The sequence below is a fragment of the Neorhizobium galegae bv. orientalis str. HAMBI 540 genome (assembly GCF_000731315.1).
Classification (GTDB): domain Bacteria; phylum Pseudomonadota; class Alphaproteobacteria; order Rhizobiales; family Rhizobiaceae; genus Neorhizobium; species Neorhizobium galegae.
Genome location: NZ_HG938354.1, coordinates 605,596 through 626,084 on the forward strand (window position 1 = coordinate 605,596; position 20,489 = coordinate 626,084).

At 60.7% G+C, this 20,489-nt stretch carries 17 protein-coding genes; 11 read left to right on the forward strand and 6 right to left on the reverse strand.

Annotated elements, in window-relative coordinates:
- Positions 1 to 108: 108 nt before the first annotated feature.
- From RG540_RS25395 to RG540_RS25445, 11 genes are all read left to right on the forward strand, one after another.
- Entirely contained in the window at positions 109 to 876 is a 768-nt protein-coding gene (locus RG540_RS25395; RefSeq protein ID WP_041364640.1) for an HpcH/HpaI aldolase family protein, read from the forward strand.
- Positions 877 to 899: 23 nt separating this feature from the next.
- A complete protein-coding gene (locus tag RG540_RS25400) occupies positions 900 to 1,814 on the forward strand; it encodes a cupin domain-containing protein (RefSeq protein WP_041364643.1) in 915 nt (304 codons plus the stop codon).
- A gap of 33 nt (positions 1,815 to 1,847) precedes the next feature.
- Positions 1,848 to 2,765 carry a DUF6282 family protein gene (locus tag RG540_RS25405; protein WP_041364645.1) on the forward strand — a complete coding sequence of 306 codons (918 nt, stop codon included), beginning with the start codon at positions 1,848 to 1,850 and terminating at the stop codon, positions 2,763 to 2,765.
- A 602-nt stretch (positions 2,766 to 3,367) separates the two neighbouring features.
- On the forward strand, positions 3,368 to 5,158 hold the full coding sequence (locus RG540_RS25410; RefSeq protein ID WP_407668973.1) for an SARP family transcriptional regulator: 1,791 nt from the start codon (positions 3,368 to 3,370) through the stop codon (positions 5,156 to 5,158).
- Positions 5,159 to 5,197: 39 nt separating this feature from the next.
- The gene (locus RG540_RS25415; RefSeq protein WP_041364646.1) at positions 5,198 to 6,208 is read left to right on the forward strand and encodes a phosphatase PAP2 family protein; all 1,011 of its coding nucleotides are present in this window, start codon (positions 5,198 to 5,200) and stop codon (positions 6,206 to 6,208) included.
- 49 nt (positions 6,209 to 6,257) lie between these two features.
- Positions 6,258 to 7,940, forward strand: a complete 1,683-nt coding sequence (locus RG540_RS25420) for a S8 family serine peptidase (protein WP_041366336.1) — start codon at positions 6,258 to 6,260, stop codon at positions 7,938 to 7,940.
- Between the two features lie 270 nt (positions 7,941 to 8,210).
- Positions 8,211 to 9,659 (forward strand): aKG-HExxH-type peptide beta-hydroxylase, encoded by a 1,449-nt coding sequence (locus RG540_RS25425; protein ID WP_051909775.1) that lies wholly within the window; start codon positions 8,211 to 8,213, stop codon positions 9,657 to 9,659.
- 64 nt (positions 9,660 to 9,723) lie between these two features.
- Positions 9,724 to 10,440 (forward strand): ThiF family adenylyltransferase, encoded by a 717-nt coding sequence (locus tag RG540_RS25430; RefSeq protein WP_051909777.1) that lies wholly within the window; start codon positions 9,724 to 9,726, stop codon positions 10,438 to 10,440.
- Positions 10,437 to 11,348: a class I SAM-dependent methyltransferase gene (locus RG540_RS25435; RefSeq protein WP_041364649.1), complete on the forward strand. Its 912-nt coding sequence runs from the start codon at positions 10,437 to 10,439 to the stop codon at positions 11,346 to 11,348. Before RG540_RS25430 ends, RG540_RS25435 begins: the two co-directional genes overlap by 4 nt.
- Before the next feature lie 660 nt (positions 11,349 to 12,008).
- The gene (locus tag RG540_RS25440) at positions 12,009 to 12,245 is read left to right on the forward strand and encodes a hypothetical protein (RefSeq protein ID WP_041364651.1); all 237 of its coding nucleotides are present in this window, start codon (positions 12,009 to 12,011) and stop codon (positions 12,243 to 12,245) included.
- 85 nt (positions 12,246 to 12,330) lie between these two features.
- Positions 12,331 to 12,597: a hypothetical protein gene (locus RG540_RS25445; protein WP_041364652.1), complete on the forward strand. Its 267-nt coding sequence runs from the start codon at positions 12,331 to 12,333 to the stop codon at positions 12,595 to 12,597.
- 236 nt (positions 12,598 to 12,833) lie between these two features.
- Here RG540_RS25445 and RG540_RS25450 read toward each other — a convergent pair whose 3' ends face one another.
- From RG540_RS25450 to RG540_RS25480, 6 genes are all read right to left on the reverse strand, one after another.
- On the reverse strand, positions 12,834 to 13,685 hold the full coding sequence (locus tag RG540_RS25450; protein WP_080725068.1) for an NADPH-dependent oxidoreductase: 852 nt from the start codon (positions 13,683 to 13,685) through the stop codon (positions 12,834 to 12,836).
- A 392-nt stretch (positions 13,686 to 14,077) separates the two neighbouring features.
- Positions 14,078 to 15,406 carry an aminotransferase class III-fold pyridoxal phosphate-dependent enzyme gene (locus tag RG540_RS25460; protein WP_041364656.1) on the reverse strand — a complete coding sequence of 443 codons (1,329 nt, stop codon included), beginning with the start codon at positions 15,404 to 15,406 and terminating at the stop codon, positions 14,078 to 14,080.
- A gap of 110 nt (positions 15,407 to 15,516) precedes the next feature.
- The gene (locus RG540_RS25465; RefSeq protein ID WP_041366343.1) at positions 15,517 to 17,124 is read right to left on the reverse strand and encodes a dipeptide ABC transporter ATP-binding protein; all 1,608 of its coding nucleotides are present in this window, start codon (positions 17,122 to 17,124) and stop codon (positions 15,517 to 15,519) included.
- Positions 17,124 to 17,939: an ABC transporter permease gene (locus RG540_RS25470; RefSeq protein WP_080725069.1), complete on the reverse strand. Its 816-nt coding sequence runs from the start codon at positions 17,937 to 17,939 to the stop codon at positions 17,124 to 17,126. Before RG540_RS25470 ends, RG540_RS25465 begins: the two co-directional genes overlap by 1 nt.
- Positions 17,936 to 18,889, reverse strand: coding sequence for an ABC transporter permease (locus RG540_RS25475; RefSeq protein WP_041364659.1), 954 nt, complete (start codon positions 18,887 to 18,889; stop codon positions 17,936 to 17,938). Before RG540_RS25475 ends, RG540_RS25470 begins: the two co-directional genes overlap by 4 nt.
- 4 nt (positions 18,890 to 18,893) lie before the next feature.
- Positions 18,894 to 20,462, reverse strand: a complete 1,569-nt coding sequence (locus RG540_RS25480) for an ABC transporter substrate-binding protein (RefSeq protein WP_041364662.1) — start codon at positions 20,460 to 20,462, stop codon at positions 18,894 to 18,896.
- Between the last annotated feature and the right edge of the window lie 27 nt (positions 20,463 to 20,489).

Below are 20,489 nucleotides of genomic sequence, written 5' to 3' on the forward strand. Positions count from 1 at the left end.
CCTGTCGGATTGTATTTCAGTCATTGAAATGTCCCCACGCCGACCCTCGCCGAATGCCGCCAAACGCCGCAGAGTCACAGAAACAAAGCGGCCTCGGGGAGGAAAAGCATGCCACGGACGGAGTTTACGGCGCGTTTGAAGGCGTCTCAGCAACTGCTCGGCACATTCGTCAAGACGCCCACCAGCCATGCCTCGGAAATCCTCGGCGGCGCGGGGTTCGATTTCGTGGTCATTGACGAAGAACACGCGCCGATCGATCGTTTCACGACCGACCAGATCCTGCTGGGATGCCGGGCGAACGATATCGCCGGCCTCGTCCGGGTGCCCTCGTCGGCTCCGAGCGCCATCCAGTCGGTGCTCGATTGCGGCGCCAGCGGCGTGCTGGTCCCGCATGTAGCCTCGGTCGAGGTCGCGCGCGCCGCGGTGGCCGCCAGCCGATATCACGGCGGCGCCCGCGGGTTTTCCAATTCGCCGCGCGCCGGCGGTTACGGCGCGACCGGCATGTGGGCGCATATCGAGGCGCAGGACCGCGATATCGCCGTGCTGGCGATGATCGAGGATCGCGAGGCGATCGATGTCATCGAGGACATCGTGGCCGTCGACGGGCTCGACGGGATCTTCATCGGCCGCGGTGACCTGACGGTTTCGCTCGGCGCCAGGTCGGCGAGCGAACCGGTGGTCAAGGATGCTGTTGCGCGCATCATGGCCGCCGCCCGCAATGCCGGCAAACCCATCTGCATCATGGTCGGCTCGGTGGATGAGGTCGCGCCGTTCCGGGCGGAGGGGGCGAGTGCCTTCATCGTTTCCTCCGACCAGGCTCTTTTGCGCGCCAGCGCCAACCGGATCCGCGCCGAATTCAGCGCGGCCGTCAACTGAAACGATCACGTCAGGATTTGGACATGTACGCAGCAAACGATCCACGGGCGGCGCTCAATACCGCAACGGCCCGCAGCAATCCCGCTCCTGCCGCCTACAAGGGCGCGGAATATGCCCGCTTCTATGATGCCCCGCCGCAGGAGATGACGGGCGGCAACGAGACCTATTATGCGCGGGGCCAGAACCTTGTGGTCGCGCACACCAGGGGCAAAGCCGGCCTCGTGCTTTCCCGGACCAACCAAGTCGACGAATATGTGGTTCTGCTTCCCAACAAGGATACGCCGGCCGAGGTCCACTGGAACGGCCGGAGCATTGCGGTTGGCGGCTATTGCATCGTCGTCGTGCCTCCAGGCGACAGCGAGGTGCATCTGAAAGGCGACGGCGAGGTGATCCGGTTGATCACCACCCGCGCCGACGATCTCGTCGCCAAATGCTCCAACGCGGACTCCTATCTGAGCCCCGACCCGAACGTTCCGCCGTTCGAGCCCTGGCCCGATCCGGTCGGCGGCCACAAGCTGCGTCACTACAGCCTTGATGTTCCGCCAGAACCCGGCCGCTTCGGCATCATCTTCCGCTGCTCGACGATCATGGTCAACTTCCTGCCCGGCAGCGGGCCGCGCGACATCACCAGGATGTCGCCGCACTTCCACGACGATTTCGAACAGTATTCGCTCTGCGTCGCGGGCTCCTACATCCACTACCTGCGCTGGCCCTGGATCAGCGATCTCAATGCCTGGCGGCCGGATGACGCGGAGCTATGCGCAGCGCCCTCGGTTGCCGTCATTCCGCCCCCGGCCGTCCACACGTCCCGGTCGATGGACCCGGTGAAGAATGTCCTGGTCGACATCTTCAGCCCGCCGCGCGCCGATTTTTCCGCCAAGCCCGGCTGGGTGCTGAATGCCGACGAATATCCCGCACCAGCCGACACCGCGCGCTGATTCGATTATCAGCCCTTAAGGGAGTGACTTTGCATGACCGAAGCGTCCGCCGCCACCACCACTGACCGAAACGCCGAAATCGCCGATCTTCTTGTTGGCGCCGTCGATCTCCACTGCCATAGCGGGCCGGCGGTCTTTCCGCGGCTGCTGGATCATTACGAAGCCATGGTCGAGGCGTCTGCCGCCGGCTTTTCCGCGCTGGTCTACAAGGACCATTTCTACCCTGGCATGGCGCATGCCAAGCTGCTTGAGACGCTCTATCCGGATACGGGCGTGCGCCTCTATTCCGGTGTCGCGCTCAACAATGCGAGCGGCGGTATCAATCCGCATGCGGTCGATCACGCCGTCAAGCTCGGCGGCAAGATCGTCTGGATGCCGACATTCGCGGCGGCGAACCATATCGACAAGAGCGCCAACGAGACCAAGAACTATCCAAAGAGCGCCGATCCGATGCTGGCGCCCATTCCGCTGAGCGTGCTCGACGAGAACGGCAAGCTTACCAAGGAAACCAATGAAGTCCTCGACGTGATCGCTGCCGGCGACATCATTCTTTCGAGCGGGCATCTCTCGGTGGACGAGCTGAAAGTGCTTTATCCGGAAGCGAAACGGCGTGGGGTGAAGAAGATGATGATCAATCATCCCACCTATGTCGTCGGCTGCTCCGACGACGATATCCGGGAACTGAGCCGGCTTGGCGTCTATATGGAACATTCCATCTGCATGTTCATCCCCAACGAGCGCGGTCCAGCCAGGTGGAACGCTGCTGAATTGCGCCGTCTCGTGGATCTGGCGGGCGTGGAGATGACGATATTCGGCTCCGACCTCGGCCTCGTGAAGATGCCGCGTCCAGTCGAAGGATACCGCGCCATCGTCAACGACCTGCTCGACCTGCAGGTGCCCAGGTCCGATATTCGCAAACTGGTGGGCGGCAATGCAGTGGAACTGCTTTGAAAGGCACCTACCCCAAGAAGCACGTGCTGCAAGCGATCTGCAAACTGCAAACGTGCCTACCCCAAATGGCGGATGACCCCTACCAATATTAGGGGGCTTGTCACGGAGAACGGATAGGATGAATGGCCAAGGGATCCGTTGTATCATGGGCCAACTGGCCATGGGATCAGCCGCTCCTCATTTCCAGGAAACGACACATGCCGCAGCTGCCCTGAAAAGGGCAGGCAGATGTCTTTCGACCATGGTTGAGCTGTCAGAGGGGATGGTTGCACTCTCGGGGAATCCGGACGTTTCGGATCAACGCGACGGTTCTCCTTCCCGAGAAAATGTAAAGGCTCGGCTTCAGTGCAGCTCGTCAGGCCTCGTTTTTTAACGCTGTTTTGACGCTGCTTTGACAGCGGCGCGCTAGGGCAATTCCACGGTTTCCTGGGATGCTCTTCATGCTTCAATTCGTTGATGGCCACAACGCTGGCATGCACTGTCGGATCGCAACTGCGCCTGTGGCGCTCTTGTCAAGGGACGCTTTTGTGTCAGACTGCCTGTCGGACGGGCGGCCTGGGTTCGATGATATCATCGAAAGGGGCACAACACGAGTTGGACCGATGGATCGCATGGATGAAAAACATGCAGTGTTCCGGATGTACCTGCTTGGCCCATTCAGCCTTGTCGACAGCAAAGGGAAATCCGCCACACCCAGGTCTCAGAAGGCCCAGGCAATCCTTGCAATGCTTGCTCTGTCTGCGCGAGGATCCCGCTCGCGGGTTTGGCTGAGAGACAAATTGTGGAGCGACCGGTCCGAGGATCAGGCGGCTGCCAGCCTGAGACAGGCCCTGCTCGATATTCACAAAGCCCTGGGTTCGTGTCGCGATCTCATCATCGCCGACAAGAACACGGTGTGGCTGGATATGGACAGCATCGCGCTCGACACCGATGACATGCTCCGCAGCGAGCGCCTTGCGGATCAGATCACCGATGAACTGCTCGAAGGCATGGATATCCGCGATCCTGAATTCGAAGACTGGCTGACGGTCGAGAGACAGAACTGGTACCGACGCATCGAAGAAGGGCGCGTCGATGACGTGTTCGAACCTCGCCAGCAACCGCGCCGCGACGTCAGCACGCTATCGGCACTGCTGCCTTTGACAGGCTTGCCCGACCAGCGCCCGACCGATATTCCCTCGGCAGCTGCAGGCAATGATCCGGACAAGCCGCCGTCCCCGGACAATATTCAGTGGACCATCGCTCTCCAGCCGCCGATTGTCGTCGGCGCCGGAGATGGGGGGCAGATCGCGGCTTTGCAGTTTCAAAACCTGCTCGCCAAGGCGATCTTCGACGGATTGGGGCTCGGCATTACCGATCTCTCCTTCGATCCGCACCTTGGCCAACCCGATCGAAAAATGGGCCTGCCACTGTGTCTTCAACTGCGGCTGACGTTCGATGGCAGTCAGGTGTTGGTGGAACTGGCGATCAAGCATCTGCTGGACAACCGGATCATATGGCTTGGCAGCCGTATGATCGGACGCACCCAGATGGAGCGGGCCGAATACGGGATCGCGGCGGCTCTAATCAGCCAGGCGGTCGACCAGCTGTCGCTGTTTCAGGAGCTGAGCGCCGGCGACGGTCGCCTCAGCCGCGATGGTCTCTTCATCGACGCGGTCAACGCTATTTTTCGGCTTTCGAGAGGCGATCTCGAAAAAGCGGAAAGGCAGCTGCAGGAACAGATTCAGTATCAGCCGCGAGCATCTGCCTTCGCCTGGTTGTCCTTCATCCGCACATTCCAGGTCGGCCAGCGCTTCAGCGCGCTGGATGCGCATCTGATCGAAGAGGCCCAGGCTTATGCGCGAAAGGCCCTTGAACTCGATCCGAACAATTCCGTCTCCCTGGCGCTGGTCGGACACGTTCATTCTTTCCTGTTTCGGGAATACGACTACGCCGCCGGTCTGTTCGAGAAGTCGATCCGCCTGAACCCGGCCTTGCCGCTGGGATGGGATCTCTATGCCATGCTGCACTGCTATGCGGGACAGCCGGAGAAGGCCAGTGCAATGGCGCGGTGGGTTCAGGAGCTCGGCGTCTATAGCGCGCATAAATATTACTTCGATACCACGAAATGCATCAGCGCTGGTTTGGCAGGTGACCACGCGGCAGCAATCGCGGCGGGCGAGGATGCGCTGCATTCCCGGCCGAACTTCAATAGCCTGTTGCGCTATCTCGCCTCCAGCCATGCCCACGCGGGCAATTTGGAGGCCGCGCACCAATATGTGGAACGGCTCGATAAGGTTGAAAACGGGTTTTCCATAACCTCGTTTCGCGGTACGGGCTATCCATTGCTCAGTACCGGCGGCGGAAAGCTGCTGCTCGACGGCTTGATCAAGGCCGGCGCCAGAATTCGCTAAAGCAACATTACCGATGATCCGATTTGAGGGGGCTGGGGCATGGTAGCGGAAGCAAATTTTGAGGCGCAATCGAAGATTGTGCAATTTATGAATTCATATAAATTTAAAGTTGAGCCGGACACGGTTCTCCCTTGCGAGCCGAGGCCTGTCGCGGCCCCCCTTCCGGAGGCGGTGGCACCGCCGCCCGCTGCGCCGGCTCCTTTGCCTGAGGAAGGTCCCCCCATAGACGAACCGCCGTTGATGATGGCGACAATGGCAGCTGCCTCGGTCCTCAACAAGAGTGTTGCGAACAAGTCGGTGCTCAACAAGGCCGCGCTGAACAAGAACAAGAATAAAAACAAAAATAAGAACAAAAACAAGTCGACGATGGACGGCGCGAGCCTCGGCGTATCGCAGCTTATTCCGGCGTTTGAATTGCGCCGCTTGCACCAGCAGCCGTCGCGCAACGCGTTCACGGCCGCGCGGCGCTTTACCTGGGAAATGCTCGATATCCTGCCGCCACCCGGCCCGGACTACACCCGACTGGAAGCAGCGGTGCTGCTTTCCATGCAGCGGCGCGATCGTGAACGGGCGAGGCGATTGCCCGACATCCAGGCTGAAGCGACTATTTCCGTGTCGGAATTCACCCGCGCCTTGCATATCGAGGATATCGGCGGGTTTGAGCAGACTGAGGGATTGTTTCAGGCGATCCTGACCGCCTGCGAATATGTGGGGCTTCTCTACAAAAGCCAGTTCAACAGGCTTCGGCCGAACCAGTTCGAATCCCTGTTGCGGCCGCTTCTGCCCGTGCCGGTGCACGAATCCTATCCCAGCAACCATGCCTTCCAGTGCTTTTCGATCGTATTCGCTTTCTCGACGATCCTGCCGGAACATCCCGCCACGGACGACCTCGCCCGTATCGCGCAGAACGTCGCTGAAAATCGCGAATGGGCCGGGTTGCATTATCCGAGCGATACGCAAGCTGGCCGGGATCTGGCGCGGCGCTTCGCCCCATACCTTCATGATGCGTTCGGATCGCTTTTCCAGGCGGTCCACGACGAATGGGTTTGAGGCCGGTTTTTATTCTTTGGGGAGAACGAGGGTCATGACGTCCGCCGACATGGAAGCGCTGCAAGCTGTACCGATGGACTACTACTATCTCTGGCATCTGACGGCCTTGGGCGTCATCGATGCCGATTACGGTTCGCCGCCAATCGTACCGCCGTCCGAAAACGAGACCGCCGCGTCCCCAGTCCCTGACCCGGAGATCGCGGGAAGTGTCTGGGATACGATTGCGGCTGCCGGTCCTATCCATCCCGCTCGCGTGGCACTGATCGATGTCGGGATAGCACCCGATCATCCGAATTTGGCGACGCGGCTTGACCGGGAAGCGTCGATCGACCTTACGACCCATCGTTACGGCTCGCGCGTTGCCGAAATCCTCGAGGCGACCACGTCCTTCGATCGTGAAGAAAAGCAGGCGTTCTTCGCCGGGCTTGATATCACCGCGTTGGGAAATCTCGGCCTGTCCAACGATGATCGGGAATATCTCGACGACATCGTCGCGGAATATGCGGCCTCGCAGGGCGTCGTCCGCCGGCTGTTCCAGCCGGAGTCGCTTTTTGCATCCCATGGCACCTGCTGTGCCGGGCTGATCGTCGGCGAACCGGCCGTGGTGACGCAGGACGAGGCCCCGCCGGCTCTCCCCGAAGGCATATTCTACGGTGACGGCGGCACGCCATGCCCGAGCGCCAATCGCAATGTTCTTCCCTATTTCGGTGTCGATCCCTTCTCGCGGGTGATCTCGATCAGGACGTCCTTCGAGGACGATGTCCTGCAGTTCATCGCCGCGTTTCTCTACGCTTATCATCAGCGCGTCGACGTCATCGTCATGCCGCGCGGCTTACCGGACCCGAAGCGCAGCCGGGTCATTCCGAAGAACGAATTGAAGGCGGATCTCGAACGCTGGAAAAATCAAGTCGCTGCCGATCTGTTCGCCCGTATTTCGCTGGCCGAACATGGCAGCGCCGAGCTGGAGCCGAAAGCTGCGCAAAAGGGATCAAACCCTGATCGGGCGTGGCACATCCTCAAGCAGCTCATCGTTGCCATCAGCCATCATATTCCGATCGTTTGCGCGGCAGGAAACAGCGGTGAAAGCCAGTTGATCTATCCGGCCAGTCTGGCGGCCGATGACAACGGGATCATCGCAGTCGGTGCGGTGACGGTCGAGGGCTACCGTTCAGGATACAGCAATTACGGTGAGGGGCTTACGGTCGTCTCACCATCCGATGACGGCGAAGTTTTCAATCGTCATCAGTTGCGTATCGATCGCCTGTCTCCTTTTGCCGCGCAACATGACTATCAGGCATTCGGACTGCGGGAATATCCGTATTCGCACTTCTCATTGCTGACGACCGATCTTGCCGGCGCATTCGGCTACAACCGGGGGGCCGATCCATGGTCGTCCATTGTGCCATTCGGAGCCAACCCCGGTATTGGCGGTGGCTATTACACGACGTTCGGCGGCACGTCCGGAGCCTCTGCACAGGTAGGGGGCATCTGCGCCTTGATGCAGCGGGCACATAAGAGCCAGAATGGTGGCGATGCGCGGCTCTCAGGCCCCGCAGTCAAGTCGATCCTCCAGGCCACTTCCCGCCTGGATGCGACCGTAGCGCCCGGAATACGTGCCCTTACTCCTGATTGCATGAACGCCGACGGCGAAGATACTCTCGAGATGAGTTACTTCTTCGGATTCGGCCTGCCCGACGTACCCGCAGCGATCGCCGCCGTCTTGACTCCCTGACACCGGCTCTCGGCAAGGACCACCAGGATTGAAGCCCCCTGAAATGGGGGCTTTTTTGTCAGCGAAACGTCCTTTTAACGGAAGTTTAACGCAGTGCTGGCGTGCCGATGACGGCCTCGCAAGAAGCTCCTCTCAACAAAAGACGAGACGAGATCGGGGTTTAAAGCCGGATGGCCGTCGGTACGGCCGGTTCTGGCGGCAACTAATCTTCCCTGAAACGGCGCGCCTCATGATGAGGTTCGAAAGCGTCCGGGGTGAGGAGAGCTTAAGATGTCTGCTTATCAAATCGAGCAGTTGGCGGATCAGGCCAAAGCCTTGCTTCAGCGTAATCCGCTCTTTTCGAGGTCCGCTTTCGTGAATGCGGCTGCAACGGGCAATATGCTGAAACAGCGGCCTCGTTATGCCCGAATTCTTGCGGCCGCTTCCGAACTGCTGGAGAGCGTTGAAAGGGTGGAGGCCCTGGCTGCCTATTTCCCGGGCCTGTCCGATGGCGGATATCATGATGCCGACGCCTTCCTGCCCACTGCAGCCTTCCTGCCCGTGCGAAGCGACCCTTACCGGTCTGTCGCTCTGGCTGCCTGGATGGATGAGCTTCAGTGGGCGCTGGAAAGCTACGTTGATGGCGCCGGTTCCGAGGTTGTGGACGACAACCTGCAGCCTCGTCTTGTGGCCGAGGACCTTGCGATCGAGCGCCATCCGGTGCGCCGACTGTCCTGTGGTATCGGTCTTGTTCTGATTGACAGTCTGGAAGCGAGCCGCACCCTGGGCAAGCGCATCGCTCATTGCTTGCCGGCCGATCCCGGCCTCGAACATGCCCAGACGAGCGACCGCGATGTTGACAGGATCGCCGATCATCTCGCCGAAGCCATTACCTTGATCTCGACCGTGGATCCCGGCAGCTACCAACGGCTGACTGCAGGCCTTCATACCCTTTATATCAGCACCCGGCGCGGTGCGATAAGCTCGGTCTGCAGCTCCGGGGATCTGCCGGGGAGCGCCGTCGTGGTCCTGTCGCAGGAAAGATTGGACGCCGAAGACTATCCCGCCACTGCGGCGGAGCTTCTGCGCGAAGCGGGCCATGTCCTGCTGCGGCTGTACACTGCGGCTGCGCCGTTATCGCTGCCCGCCGAGCTCCGTTACGTCTCGCCATACACACATAGTTTACAGACGCTCGAAAGCATCCTGCATATGGCCTACGCCATTCCCTGGGAGTGTGCCGTTCGCATCGCATGCTTGCCTTTCAGAGCACCGCCTGAGCACCGCGCGCGGGAAGCAGCTTTTGTTATTGCGTATGCTGCCCGCCTGATACCGCTCATCGATATCGCCCGCGAGGGGATCGAGCGTCTGGGCGGCGATGTTCTTCTCGACCTCCGGGACATCGCCGTCATTCCATCCTGGGGCGCCGCAATCTTGGCGCTCGTCGACCGGCTCCTGGAACGGGAGCCGATGGCTCGGCGCCAGGCCTATTACGCCCAGCGCCGGTGCGTCGTGGATCGTCAGGCCTGGGATCTCGGGCAGGTGATTCTGCGGGGAGAACAGCCGATTGACCCAAGGATGGGCCGCCCGATGCTGCAGAGCAGCGGCGATGGTCTCAGCCTTTGGTATGATGGCCGGCTCCATATGATCCGCAAAGCCACCATCCGGCCTCCCGATGCGCTTTCCATTCAAGATGTCGCGCTGGCGGGAACGTCAGGTTCGATCGTGATGGCGCATGCGTGATGGGCAAGCGCGGTTCGTGTGAATTCGCAGCAGTCCTCGACTGGACCAAGCAAGGTAAACGATCATGAAAGCCTTCGAATATCATGCCGATCTCTTTGATGTCATTCACGAGACGGATTTCGTAATTGTCGGATGCGGGGGCCTCGGCTCCCAGATCGCCTCCCAGCTTGCGGCACTCGGGGCTCGCAATTTCTTCCTGGTCGATGGCGACCGCATCGAAGAGAACAGCCAAAACCGAAGAAGCCGGGCGACAGCGGAGGATACCGGTCGACTAAAGAGCGACCGGTTGGCAACCTATCTCGCCTCCCGCTTTTCCGCCGCGGTCGCAATCATGACCCAGTTTGCCGATGGAGCGGAAGCTGCCCGGCTGACCCTGGCCCGCACGCGTAAACCATTCCTGATACTTGCAGAGGACGATGGTTCCCTGGTCCGCCAGTTCCTGGCGGAATATCACGCGACGGCGCCAGCGCCTCTGCCTTATCTGCATGTCGGCCAGCTCGGCCCGTTTTGTGTCGCAGGGCCGCTGGTGGCGCTGCCGGATGACGCGTGCCCCTTCTGTTGCTCGACATTGCCAGCATCGGTCGACACAGGCGACGTAGCCCAGCCGTCGCCGGCCGACAACGCCCTGATCGCCTGTTTTGCGGTTTCGCAGATCGCCATCGAACGCCTTACCCACCGCAGTTCATTGCGCGGCCATCGCTGGCTTTTTGCTCCAGCCACGGGCCACGCCTCGCTGCATCCCGTTTCCAAGAGCCACGATTGCAAGGTGTGTCAACCATGAAGACCCTCTCTTCCCAGGACTACTATTTCTCGATCGTCGCCGCTCTGAAGCAGAAGAACGTGCCGCCTGGCGGAGAAGCGATGATGGAGGCGATACTTGCCGCCATCCCCAGCGGCGCGCGCAAGATCGTCGACTTCGGCTGCAATACCGGCTGGATCAGCCGGAGGGTTGCACGGGCTTTTCCGCAAGCCGAAGTCATCGGCGTGGACGAAAATCCGGCGATAATCGAGGTCGCGCGCGAGGTGGCGCGGCTGGAGGACTCGACGGCGGTATTTTCCCGCACCGAAACGGTCGCGCTTCCCGACATCATCTCGGAGGCGGACGTCATCATATGCGGAGGAAGCGCTGCCTTTTTCGACCGGCCGCTGGATCTCTACCGGATGGTGGCGCGATGCCTGAGGTCCGGCGGCCTCCTTATGGATTGCCACTATGTCTACGACGCCGACGTGCCTCCTTCTCTTCGCCAGGAGGAGAAGGAAATGTTCGGCCTGGGGTGGATGCCTGACGGTCTGAACGACATCGTGTCCGTCCACGAAGACGCAGGGCTGAGCGTCGGTAAGATCAAGCGGCTGCCTCGATTCCATTTCGAAGACAGTGCTGCAGCCCGGGTGGCGCGCCATATCCTGCACATGGTTCCGAAGATGCAGGAATTGGCGGAGGCAATGGCGAAACGCCGGCGGCTGATCAGCAAGCTGGCGCATCACCGATACCCCTATCTGCTGATAGCGCGCACCGGCGAACAGACCGTTGCCGAAGGCGTGACGCAACGCGAACGCACGGAAGTCCCGATGGCGTCCGACGCGATCACGTCCAATCGTCATGTTTCCGCGCGCGGCCCGACTGTCGCCCGGCGCAGCTTTTGGCGGGAGGCAGCAAGGGCTGTCAGCCTGCAAAGCGCATATCCGTAAAACCCGGACCGACATCAACCCAGATTGTCTCACGGATTTCTCAAAACCGCAGGCCCCGTTCAGATAAACGTCCGCTGCCGAAGTCAAGCTTTTACGACCTGAATGCTGCGATGAAATTCGCGATTTCAGCCAGATCAGATTCTCCCCCAAATGCTCAAAGGTTGAGATTTCCCCGGCCAGTCTCCGCAAGGCCGGCTGTTTGCTTGTCGCGATATTCTATTCTGTTGGCTTTGTACCTTCGTTAAGGCGAGAAATTCGAATTATTGACATTCTCTTCATTGTTTTCTGACCACCGCAATTTTTTACGGAAATTTGACGCCGCGCTGGCGAGGCGATGACGGGTTCGAGAGAAAGTTCTCATCACGAAAGACGGTGGAGAATACAGTCCGGCTGGCTGACATTGGCCGCCCCCGGCAGCACTCGACCGATAGGCAGAGGCCCACGCTCACAAACGCTTCAAGCCGGTGGGCCGATCCTCATGCCTGCTTTCGTTTCCGAAGGATGAAGAGCTCACGGAGAGCTTCGGCAATACCGTTCAGCGGGCCGAGAGGAGATCCTCCAGTCATTCGGAAAATCGATGACAGCGACCGCTGTCTCGCCAGACCTAAAATCAAACACGACGTCCGCAGACGCGGGTTTCGCCAAACAATGGAGTGAGAAATGACTGTGCCTATAGAGAAGATTGCCTTCCTCGTTGCCGCGGCCTGCATGGCTTCGTTTGCCGGACACGTCCTGGCCTACGAGGGCCATCAATCGGCTTCGGGAAACGAGGTTTCGTTCACCACCTCGGTGGATGCCGCCAAAGCCGAGAAAAGAGCCGATGTCGCACGCGACGTGGCGCAGGTCCGCGCCCCAACCCGTCGCGACAACCGGCTTGCCGGCGACGAACGGCGGTAGACCCCAGAAGCAAGCATCCAAACAGTTCACATCGATCGGCTGGGTCGCACCAGAAGCCGATCAGGCTAAACAAGGAAAAACGATCATGAAAAACTCTGTCATCACCACCATCCTCGCCACTCTCGTGGTATCCACCTTTGCAGGCGGCAATGCCTTTGCGCAAGAAGGCGATTATTACGAGGGCGCCTCGCGGGACCGCGACTATCTGGCGGTCACGACGGATTCACCGAGCATCCCCTCCGTCACCCGTTACGGCTACCCGCTGTTGAAGCGTGATCAGCGTCTCAATGATCCTACGCCCCCCATGATCGACAGCGGCGACTATTACGATGGCGCAGTACGCGGCCGATAAACAGCCAGGATTGAAACTCGAGCGCCGGGATTTCCCGGCGCTCCTTCCGTTAGCCGATGGCTCGTCCAAGATAGTCGAAACCTGAACGATCATCCTTCTTGGAACCAAGAGGCTGATGACCAGTGTTTCCGTAGAGAAGGAAGATTGTTCTCCTCTTCCGCCGTTCGGCCATAGGATATTCAACCCTTGGCGCAAAGGGCGAACGGCGTTTCATATCGCGCCGGCCGCCTGTTTTGCTACTTCACCTTGAACCCCATGTGCCGCACGACATCGAGAAGCACATGCCGACCCTTCAGCGCCGCGGCGTCGGCAATGCGGTGGGCGATGACAGTCGTCCAACCTCGCGCAGCCATGGCTTGCTTGGTTTGGAAGGCGCGCATCGTATCGTCATAGGCAGTGAGATCCGCCTCGGAAGGCCTGGCCTGATAATGCCCGCGGTGCAGGACCAGAGATTGCGGCAGGCGCGGCTTGACTTCGGTCTCGACGGCGGGATCGGGATATCCGACCGTCATGCCAAATACCGCAAACACCTCTGGCGGGAGACCGAGTACTTCCCCCACTTCGGCGGGGTGATTGCGGATGCCGCCAATATAGCAGGTCCCAAGACCGAGCGATTCCAGCGCCGTGAGTGCATTTTGAGCGGCGAGCGACGCGTCAATCGCGCCCAGCAGGAAGCTTTCCATATAGTCGAGGCCTTCGCCCGTCTTGCCGTGTTCGGCGGCGATTTTCCGGAGCCGCGACAGGTCGGCTAACCAGACGAGGAAAAGCGGCGCGGAGAGAATCTGCGGGTTGGGGGAAGCAAGTTCGGCGAGCCTTGCTCGGCGTTCCGGGTCCTCGACCGCGACGACGCTCCACGCCTGTAAACTGGAGGATGTCGGAGCCGATTGCGCTGCGGCGACAGCCAGTTGCAGAATGCCTTCCGGCACAGGCTTTGGCAGGTAGTTGCGGACAGAGCGGTGCGAAAGGATAGCCTCAAGAGTGTCGTTCCATTCCACAGCCTTTGCTGGCTGGTCCTTACCGTAACGACGGCGCAGGAAATTGGTTGCTGTTTTGCGCTGCGGAGGAGAGGCGAGGGTGTGGGCCGGCATAGTGTGTCCTTGCTCATAGGTTTTGGAACTTCGCAGCGTAACACCTTGTGCAAGACGCGGCATGCCAGCCGTATCTCAAATAACCTGCGGAAAATGGGATTTTATTTCGCCTCGGTGGACCACAGCGCAACGTGCGGGCAGTTCGGTGGAAGCTCTCCTCTCATCCCGGCGATCTCGGTGAGGCCGGAACCGACACCCGTTGCGGGTCAGTCGATGAAGGCCAACTGGCTGCGCGCGCGTGTGATTGAGGACGACGAAGCCGTGTTGGCGGCGACCGCCAGCTGCGCAGAGGAGATGCGAAGTTCGGGCCGATGCTGGCGTCTAGTGGAAATGATAGGCGTCGTTATCGGATTATCGCGGTGATTTCAGGTACAGGCCGGTCGCATTTTCTCTCAGAGAGATCGAAGTGACATAGCGATCGTCGAAAACAGCATGTCTATTTCCGTTTCAGAGATGACGAGAGGGGGAGACAGGACGATGGTGTTGGCGACGGGCCGCACCAGGACGCCTCGTTCGAAGCAATAATCATAGACCTTCTTGGCCATTGCCTTGCCTCCCGCGACATCCTCGCCCAGTTCGATGCCGGCCAGAAGCCCGAGATTGCGGATGTCCGCCACTCCCGCAACCCTCTTCAAAGCGTGAGCTCGCTCCTGCCAAAAGGGTTCGATGGATGCGGCGTGCTCGAACATGCCTTCACTGACATAAACGTCCAGTGTGGCAAGTGCCGCGGCCGAGGCCAGCGGATGTCCCGAATAGGTATAGCCGTGGGAGAACTCGACTGCACCGGACGCGGCGTTCTGCATCAGCGCTTCATGAACCGCGTTCGACGCAATAACGCCACCCATCGGTACGGCACCGTTGGTCATCCCCTTGGCGATGGCAATCAGGTCGGGCGTCACGTCGAAACGGTCGGCAGCGAACGGGCGCCCGAGGCGCCCGAAACCGGTCACGACTTCGTCGAAGATCAGCAGGATGCCGTTTTGGGTGCAGATCTGACGAAGCCGTTCGAGATAACCGACCGGCGGGATCAGCACTCCGGTAGAGCCCGCCACCGGTTCGACGATGACCGCGGCGACCGTCGACGGATCAAAGGTCTGCAGCATCTGGTCCAGAGCGTCGGCGATCTCCGCGCCGTGGGCCGGTTGGCCAGGGCTGAAGGCGTTGCGAACTGGGTCATGGGTATGGGGCATATGGGCGGCACCTGGCAGCAACATGCCGAACTGTTTCTTGTGAGGCCCCATTCCGGCTGCGGAGAGACCGCCAAAGCCGACGCCATGATAGCCGCGCTGGCGGCCGATGATGCGCTGCCTTTGGCCTTGTCCGCGGGCATGATGATAGGCGAGGGCAAGCTTCAGCGCGGTATCGGTGGCTTCGGAACCGGAATTGGTGAAGAAGACGTGGTCCAGGCCCTGCGGCGCAATGGAAGTCAGCCGGTTGGCATATTCGAAGGCCAGCGGATGGCCGAACCCGAAGGATGAGGCGAAGTCGAGCTGTGCGGCCTGCTTCTGGATCGCCTCGACGATCTTCGGATGCCCATGCCCGGCATTGACGCACCAGAGACCGGCAATCCCGTCGAGCAGCTTATGGCCGTCGCTCATGGAATAATACATGCCTTGGGCGCCGGTCACGATCTGCGGAGCCGTCTTGAAGGAGCGATTGGAGGTGAAGGGCATCCAGTAGGCGTCGAGCGAATTGGCGTTGAGTTGCTGATGCGTGTCCATAGGGTCTGCCCTCTTTCGAAATTATCGTTTGGCGATGCGGTGCGGCCGGGTTTGCCAAGCCGCAGGTGTTGGGGGCAACGCCTCGCCGGGGTGGGATCTATGGCTCTGATCTAGGCGGCGATGCCTAGCGTCGGCGTCGCCTTCAGCAGGGCCTGCGTGTAGGCATGTTGCGGATGATCCAGAACCTCTGCGACGCTGCCCTGCTCAACGATCAGTCCCTGCTCCATGACCACGATCCGATCGGCGACGCGCGAGACGGCACCGAGGTCGTGGCTGATGAACAGGCAGGCAAAACCATGGTTCTCCTGCAGCCTGCGGAAGAGGTCGAGAACCTGTTTCTGGATCGTCATGTCGAGGGCGGAGACCGGCTCGTCGGCGACGACGAAGGCGGGGTTGCGGATGACGGCCCGGGCGATCGCCACACGCTGTCTCTGGCCGCCCGAAAGAGCGTGCGGATAGCGTTCGCCGAGCCCGATCAATCCGACTTCATCGAGCATGTCCTTGACCCGTTCGGTCTTCTCGGCACGGCTGAGCGCGGTGCCATGCCTGAGCGGCTCGCCGACGATGTCGGAAATCTTCTGGCGCGGATCGAGCGAGGAATACGGATCCTGAAACACCAACTGGCATTGCAGGCGATAATCGCGGGCCGCCGCCTTGTCGGCGGATACCATCGATCGATCGCGGAAGAAGACGTCTCCTGCCGACAGTGGAAGCAGGCCGAGCATCGCGCGGCCAAGCGTCGTCTTGCCGGAACCCGAACCGCCGACGACGGCGACGACCTCGCCGGGCCGCACGCCCAGAGAGACCCCCCTGACGGCAAGCTTCTTTTCCGCCGTGCTGAACATGTTGCCGGCCCCCGAGAAGGTGACCTCCACATTGCGCGCCTCGATCAGCGGTGCTGCAGCGGCAAGCGGTTTGCGGTCATGGTCGCGCTTCGGCAGCGCGTCGATAAGCGTGCGCGTATACTGTTCTTTCGGCCGGCGGAGAACGTCTTCGACCGGCCCGGCCTCGACGAGCTTGCCGCGTTCGAGAACGATCACTTGTCTGGCGTATTGCGCGACAAGGCCGAGATTGTGGGTGATCAGCAGCACGGCGGTGCCAAAGGTGCGGGTCAGCTCGACCATGATCTCCATCACCTCACGCTGGGTCAGCGTGTCGAGCGCAGTCGTCGGCTCGTCGGCGATCAGAAGTTTCGGCCTGAGCAGCATGACCGATGCCAGCATGATGCGCTGGCGCATGCCGCCGGAAAACTGGTGCGGATAGGCGGAAAGACAGGCGGCAGGATCGGAGATCTTGACCCGTTCCAGCATCTCGGTGGCGCGCGCAAGGGCGGCCTCCACGCTGAGCTTTTCGTGCAGGCGAAGCCCTTCGACGAGTTGAGCGCCGATCGTCATCGCCGGATTGAGCGAGACCATCGGCTCCTGGAAGACCATTCCGATCGCGGCGCCGCGTATCTTGCGGATCTCGCTGTCCGGCATCCTGAGGATGTCGCGCTCCTGGAACAGGATTTCGCCGGAGGTCGGTTTGATCGATTTGGGCAGAAGCCGCATGGACGCACGTGCAGCGACCGTCTTGCCGCTGCCGCTTTCGCCCACGAGCGCGACGATGCTGCCGGCCTCGACGTCGAAGGAGACGTCATGAAGGATCTTGAGGCCGTTCGACGTCGTGACCTGAAGGTTTCGTACGCTCAGCAGCGGCACGGTCTTGTCTGCGGTCATCATCTTTGTTCCATTCGCGGGTCGAAGCGGTCGCGCAACGCATCACCCAGCAGATTGATGCCGAGCAGTGTCAGTGAGATGCAGATGCCTGGAGCAAGGCCAAGCCACGGCGCCTTTTCGATGTAGGTGCGGGCGGCCGACAGCATATTGCCCCAGGTCGGCGCCGGCGGCGGTACGCCGAGGCCGAGGAAGCTCAGGCCGCTTTCTGCCAGAACCACCCAGCCGAACATCGAGGTGGCGAGAACCACGATCGGCGCCGTGCAATTGGGCAGGACGTGGCGAAACATGGTCGCCAGTTCCGAATTGCCGATGACGCGGGAGGCTTCGACATATTCCCGCTCCCTGGCTGACAACACGCTTGCCCGGATGATGCGGAGAACGGAGGGCGCAAAGGCGATGCCCAGCGCCAGGATGATGCCGTATTTGTTCGGCCCTGAGATGACCATCAGCCCAAGCGCAAGCAATGTGCCGGGAAAGGCGAGAAGTGCGTCGCTGAACACCATCAGGATCCTGTCGACCAGCCCCCGCGTATAACCGGCGATCAGCCCTGCGACCGTGCCGACGATGACTGCGAAAGCGACGGTAAAGATGGCAACCGTTATGCTCTGCACCGCGCCGGCCATAAGGCGCGAGACGACATCGCGCCCGAATTCGTCCGTGCCAAGCCAGAACTGCGCCGATGGCGGCTTCAATCGTGATATGAGCTTGATGGCTGCAGGATCGTAAGGTGTCCAGAACACCGCGATAAGCGCCACGCCGCCGATGAAGATCAGCAAGGCGGAGCCGATCAGGAAGTTTGCCGGTTGCCTGATCATGACGCGGTGACCCGCGGATCGAACAACGGATAACACAGGTCGACGATCAGATTGACGATCACGTAGATCATCGCCGTGAACAGCAGACATCCCTGTACCACCGGGTAGTCGCGAGCGAAGATAGCATCGACGAGAAGGCGTCCGAGGCCGGGCAAGGTAAAGACGGTTTCGAGGACCGCGATACCACCGAGCAGGCTGCCGAGGACCAGACCGATCATCGTCCAGGTCGGCGCAAATGCGTTGGGAAGCACGTGACGGAGCAGGACCGTGCGCTCGGAAAGACCCTTGGCGCGTGCATGCGTGACATACTCCAGGCGCAGGATCTCGATCGCGCTGGCGCGCATCATCCGGGTCAGCACGCCGACCTCGATCAGCATCAGCGTGACGATCGGCAGGATGACATAGGTGATGGCGGTCCACGGGTTCTCGGTGAAGGGCACGAAGCCGACGACGGGCAGCCAGCCGAGCTTCAATCCGAACGCCAGCAGCAGCACGAGGCCGAGCCAGAAGCTCGGAATGGACATCAGGAGCGTCGAGCCGGCGACGATTGCGACGTCCACGGGTTCGTTCTGGCGCCAGGCTGCGATCAGACCCGCCGGAATGGCGATGAGCGTCGCAAGCCCGACGGCGACGAGAACGATAGTGGCGCTGACCTGGAAGCGGTCGAGCATCAGGGGCAGAACAGGGGCGCCGTTCGATATCGACTGGCCAAGATCGCCCTTGAGCACCTTGCCGAGCCAGTAGAGGAACTGCACCGGCACGGGCCGGTCGAGACCGAGATTGGAGCGCAGGCCCGCCACTTCCTCAGGGCTTGCCCCGTCCCCCAGAATAAGCAGAGCGGGATCTCCGGGGATCATCCGCACGAGGAAGAAGACCATGACGGCCACGAGCAGCAATGTTGGAAGCGTCCACAAGAGACGCTTCGCAATATAGGTTCCAAGGGCATGCATGGGCTCACTTACCCTTTGAGGAGGAGACCCCCCACATGCGGGCGTAACCGACCGGCCAGGTCTTGTAGCCTTCGATATTGGACCGTACGGCGCCGATGCGAGTGCCCGAGTAGAGCGGGATCAGCGGAAGGTCGGCCCGGATCATCTCTTCAAGCTTGTCGAAGATCGCCTGACGCTTCGACCGATCGGAGATTGTCGTGCTTTCTGCGATCAGCTTCAAGCCTTCCGGATTGTCCCACACCTTGCTCGCGCTTTTGTCCTTGTTGCCGCTCACCATGTCATAGGAAAGCGATGGATCGAGACGTGCCGAATATGTAAACGACATGGCGCTGTAGTTGCCGCTCGTGTAGCGATCGAGCAGCGTCGCCCAATCGAGTGTCTCGACCTCAATGTTGATCCCGGCTTCCTGCGCCATCGCCTGCACAAGCACCGCAGCATCGAAGAGCGAAGGATAATATTTCGTCGTAAGCCATTTGATCGGCTGGCCGGCGTAGCCCGCCTCGGCGAGCAGTTTCTTGGCGTCTGCGATATTGCGGGTCGGCACTTCCTTTTGGGGAGCGCCGGAATACGGGCTCGGCACCGGAATGACGGAGACGCTTGCCGGCGACTGACCATTCGTCAGCGCCTCTGTGATCTGCGGAATGTCGAGCGAAAGGAGCAGCGCCTTTCGGATGCGGACGTCTTTCAGCAATGGATCGCGGGTCTGGAACAGCAGGCCGGTCAGGCCCATGGCTGCCGCCTTGTCCACCTTGAGCTTCCCGCTACCGGTCAGCTCCTCGATATCCGCATTGTTGACGTCGGCGAGCACATCGATATCGCCGGAATAGATGGCTGCCTTTGCAGCCGCGTCATCCGGAATTATCATGAAGCGGACTGCGTCGATCTTCGGCGTCTTGTCGCCGACATAGCCGGTTATCTCGCCGCCGGGAGACACATAGTTCGGATTGGCGGCCAGCTGAACATATTGGCCGCTGCGCCATTCCTGCAGCATGAAGGGACCGGTGCCGATCGGCTTGACCCACTTGCCCTCGGTATCGAGCGAGCTCTTGTGGTAGACGCCGGTGCCGCCGCAGTCTGTGCGGGCGAGCGTCGCCAGGAACAGCGCGGTCGGCTTTTCAAGCGTGTAGACGACGGTCGAAACGTCCGGTGCCGCGACGTTCGTGACGTTGGCGACGCCGGATCCGGTCACGTCCTTCAGGCAGCGCCATGCGGTTTTAGGGTTGGTATAACGCTCCCAGGATCGCATCACGTCCGCGGAGGTCAGCGGCTCGCCGTTGCTGAACTTCAGGCCGTCGCGCAGCGTGAACGTGTAGCTCTTTCCATCTTCAGAAACAGCGACTGATTTCGCCAGCAGGGGAGCGACCGACGCGTCGTCGCGGTAGCCGACAAGGCCCTCGACGATGTGAAGTACGATGGCGTCGCTGTTGGCGTCGCGGTTGACGCCCGGATCGGTGGAGCGGATATCGGCATTGATGCGCACCCGCATCGTCTTGTCCTGCGCCATCGTGATGTCGGCTGCCGCAACGAGCACAGCGGCCATTGCTGTCATGGTCAAAAGCTTGCGATATTTCATCCTGCGTTCCCCTTTTTGTTCCCTTAT

Excerpts from the sequence above, each read along its gene's own strand:
- RG540_RS25395 (WP_041364640.1), top strand. The coding sequence starts at position 109 with ATGCCACGGACGGAGTTTACGGCGCGTTTGAAGGCGTCTCAGCAACTG.
- RG540_RS25400 (WP_041364643.1), top strand. The coding sequence starts at position 900 with ATGTACGCAGCAAACGATCCACGGGCGGCGCTCAATACCGCAACGGCC.
- RG540_RS25405 (WP_041364645.1), top strand. The coding sequence starts at position 1,848 with ATGACCGAAGCGTCCGCCGCCACCACCACTGACCGAAACGCCGAAATC.
- RG540_RS25410 (WP_407668973.1), top strand. The coding sequence starts at position 3,368 with ATGGATCGCATGGATGAAAAACATGCAGTGTTCCGGATGTACCTGCTT.
- RG540_RS25415 (WP_041364646.1), top strand. The coding sequence starts at position 5,198 with ATGGTAGCGGAAGCAAATTTTGAGGCGCAATCGAAGATTGTGCAATTT.
- RG540_RS25420 (WP_041366336.1), top strand. The coding sequence starts at position 6,258 with ATGGAAGCGCTGCAAGCTGTACCGATGGACTACTACTATCTCTGGCAT.
- RG540_RS25425 (WP_051909775.1), top strand. The coding sequence starts at position 8,211 with ATGTCTGCTTATCAAATCGAGCAGTTGGCGGATCAGGCCAAAGCCTTG.
- RG540_RS25430 (WP_051909777.1), top strand. The coding sequence starts at position 9,724 with ATGAAAGCCTTCGAATATCATGCCGATCTCTTTGATGTCATTCACGAG.
- RG540_RS25435 (WP_041364649.1), top strand. The coding sequence starts at position 10,437 with ATGAAGACCCTCTCTTCCCAGGACTACTATTTCTCGATCGTCGCCGCT.
- RG540_RS25440 (WP_041364651.1), top strand. The coding sequence starts at position 12,009 with ATGACTGTGCCTATAGAGAAGATTGCCTTCCTCGTTGCCGCGGCCTGC.
- RG540_RS25445 (WP_041364652.1), top strand. The coding sequence starts at position 12,331 with ATGAAAAACTCTGTCATCACCACCATCCTCGCCACTCTCGTGGTATCC.
- RG540_RS25450 (WP_080725068.1), bottom strand. The coding sequence starts at position 13,685 with ATGCCGGCCCACACCCTCGCCTCTCCTCCGCAGCGCAAAACAGCAACC.
- RG540_RS25460 (WP_041364656.1), bottom strand. The coding sequence starts at position 15,406 with ATGGACACGCATCAGCAACTCAACGCCAATTCGCTCGACGCCTACTGG.
- RG540_RS25465 (WP_041366343.1), bottom strand. The coding sequence starts at position 17,124 with ATGACCGCAGACAAGACCGTGCCGCTGCTGAGCGTACGAAACCTTCAG.
- RG540_RS25470 (WP_080725069.1), bottom strand. The coding sequence starts at position 17,939 with ATGATCAGGCAACCGGCAAACTTCCTGATCGGCTCCGCCTTGCTGATC.
- RG540_RS25475 (WP_041364659.1), bottom strand. The coding sequence starts at position 18,889 with ATGCATGCCCTTGGAACCTATATTGCGAAGCGTCTCTTGTGGACGCTT.
- RG540_RS25480 (WP_041364662.1), bottom strand. The coding sequence starts at position 20,462 with ATGAAATATCGCAAGCTTTTGACCATGACAGCAATGGCCGCTGTGCTC.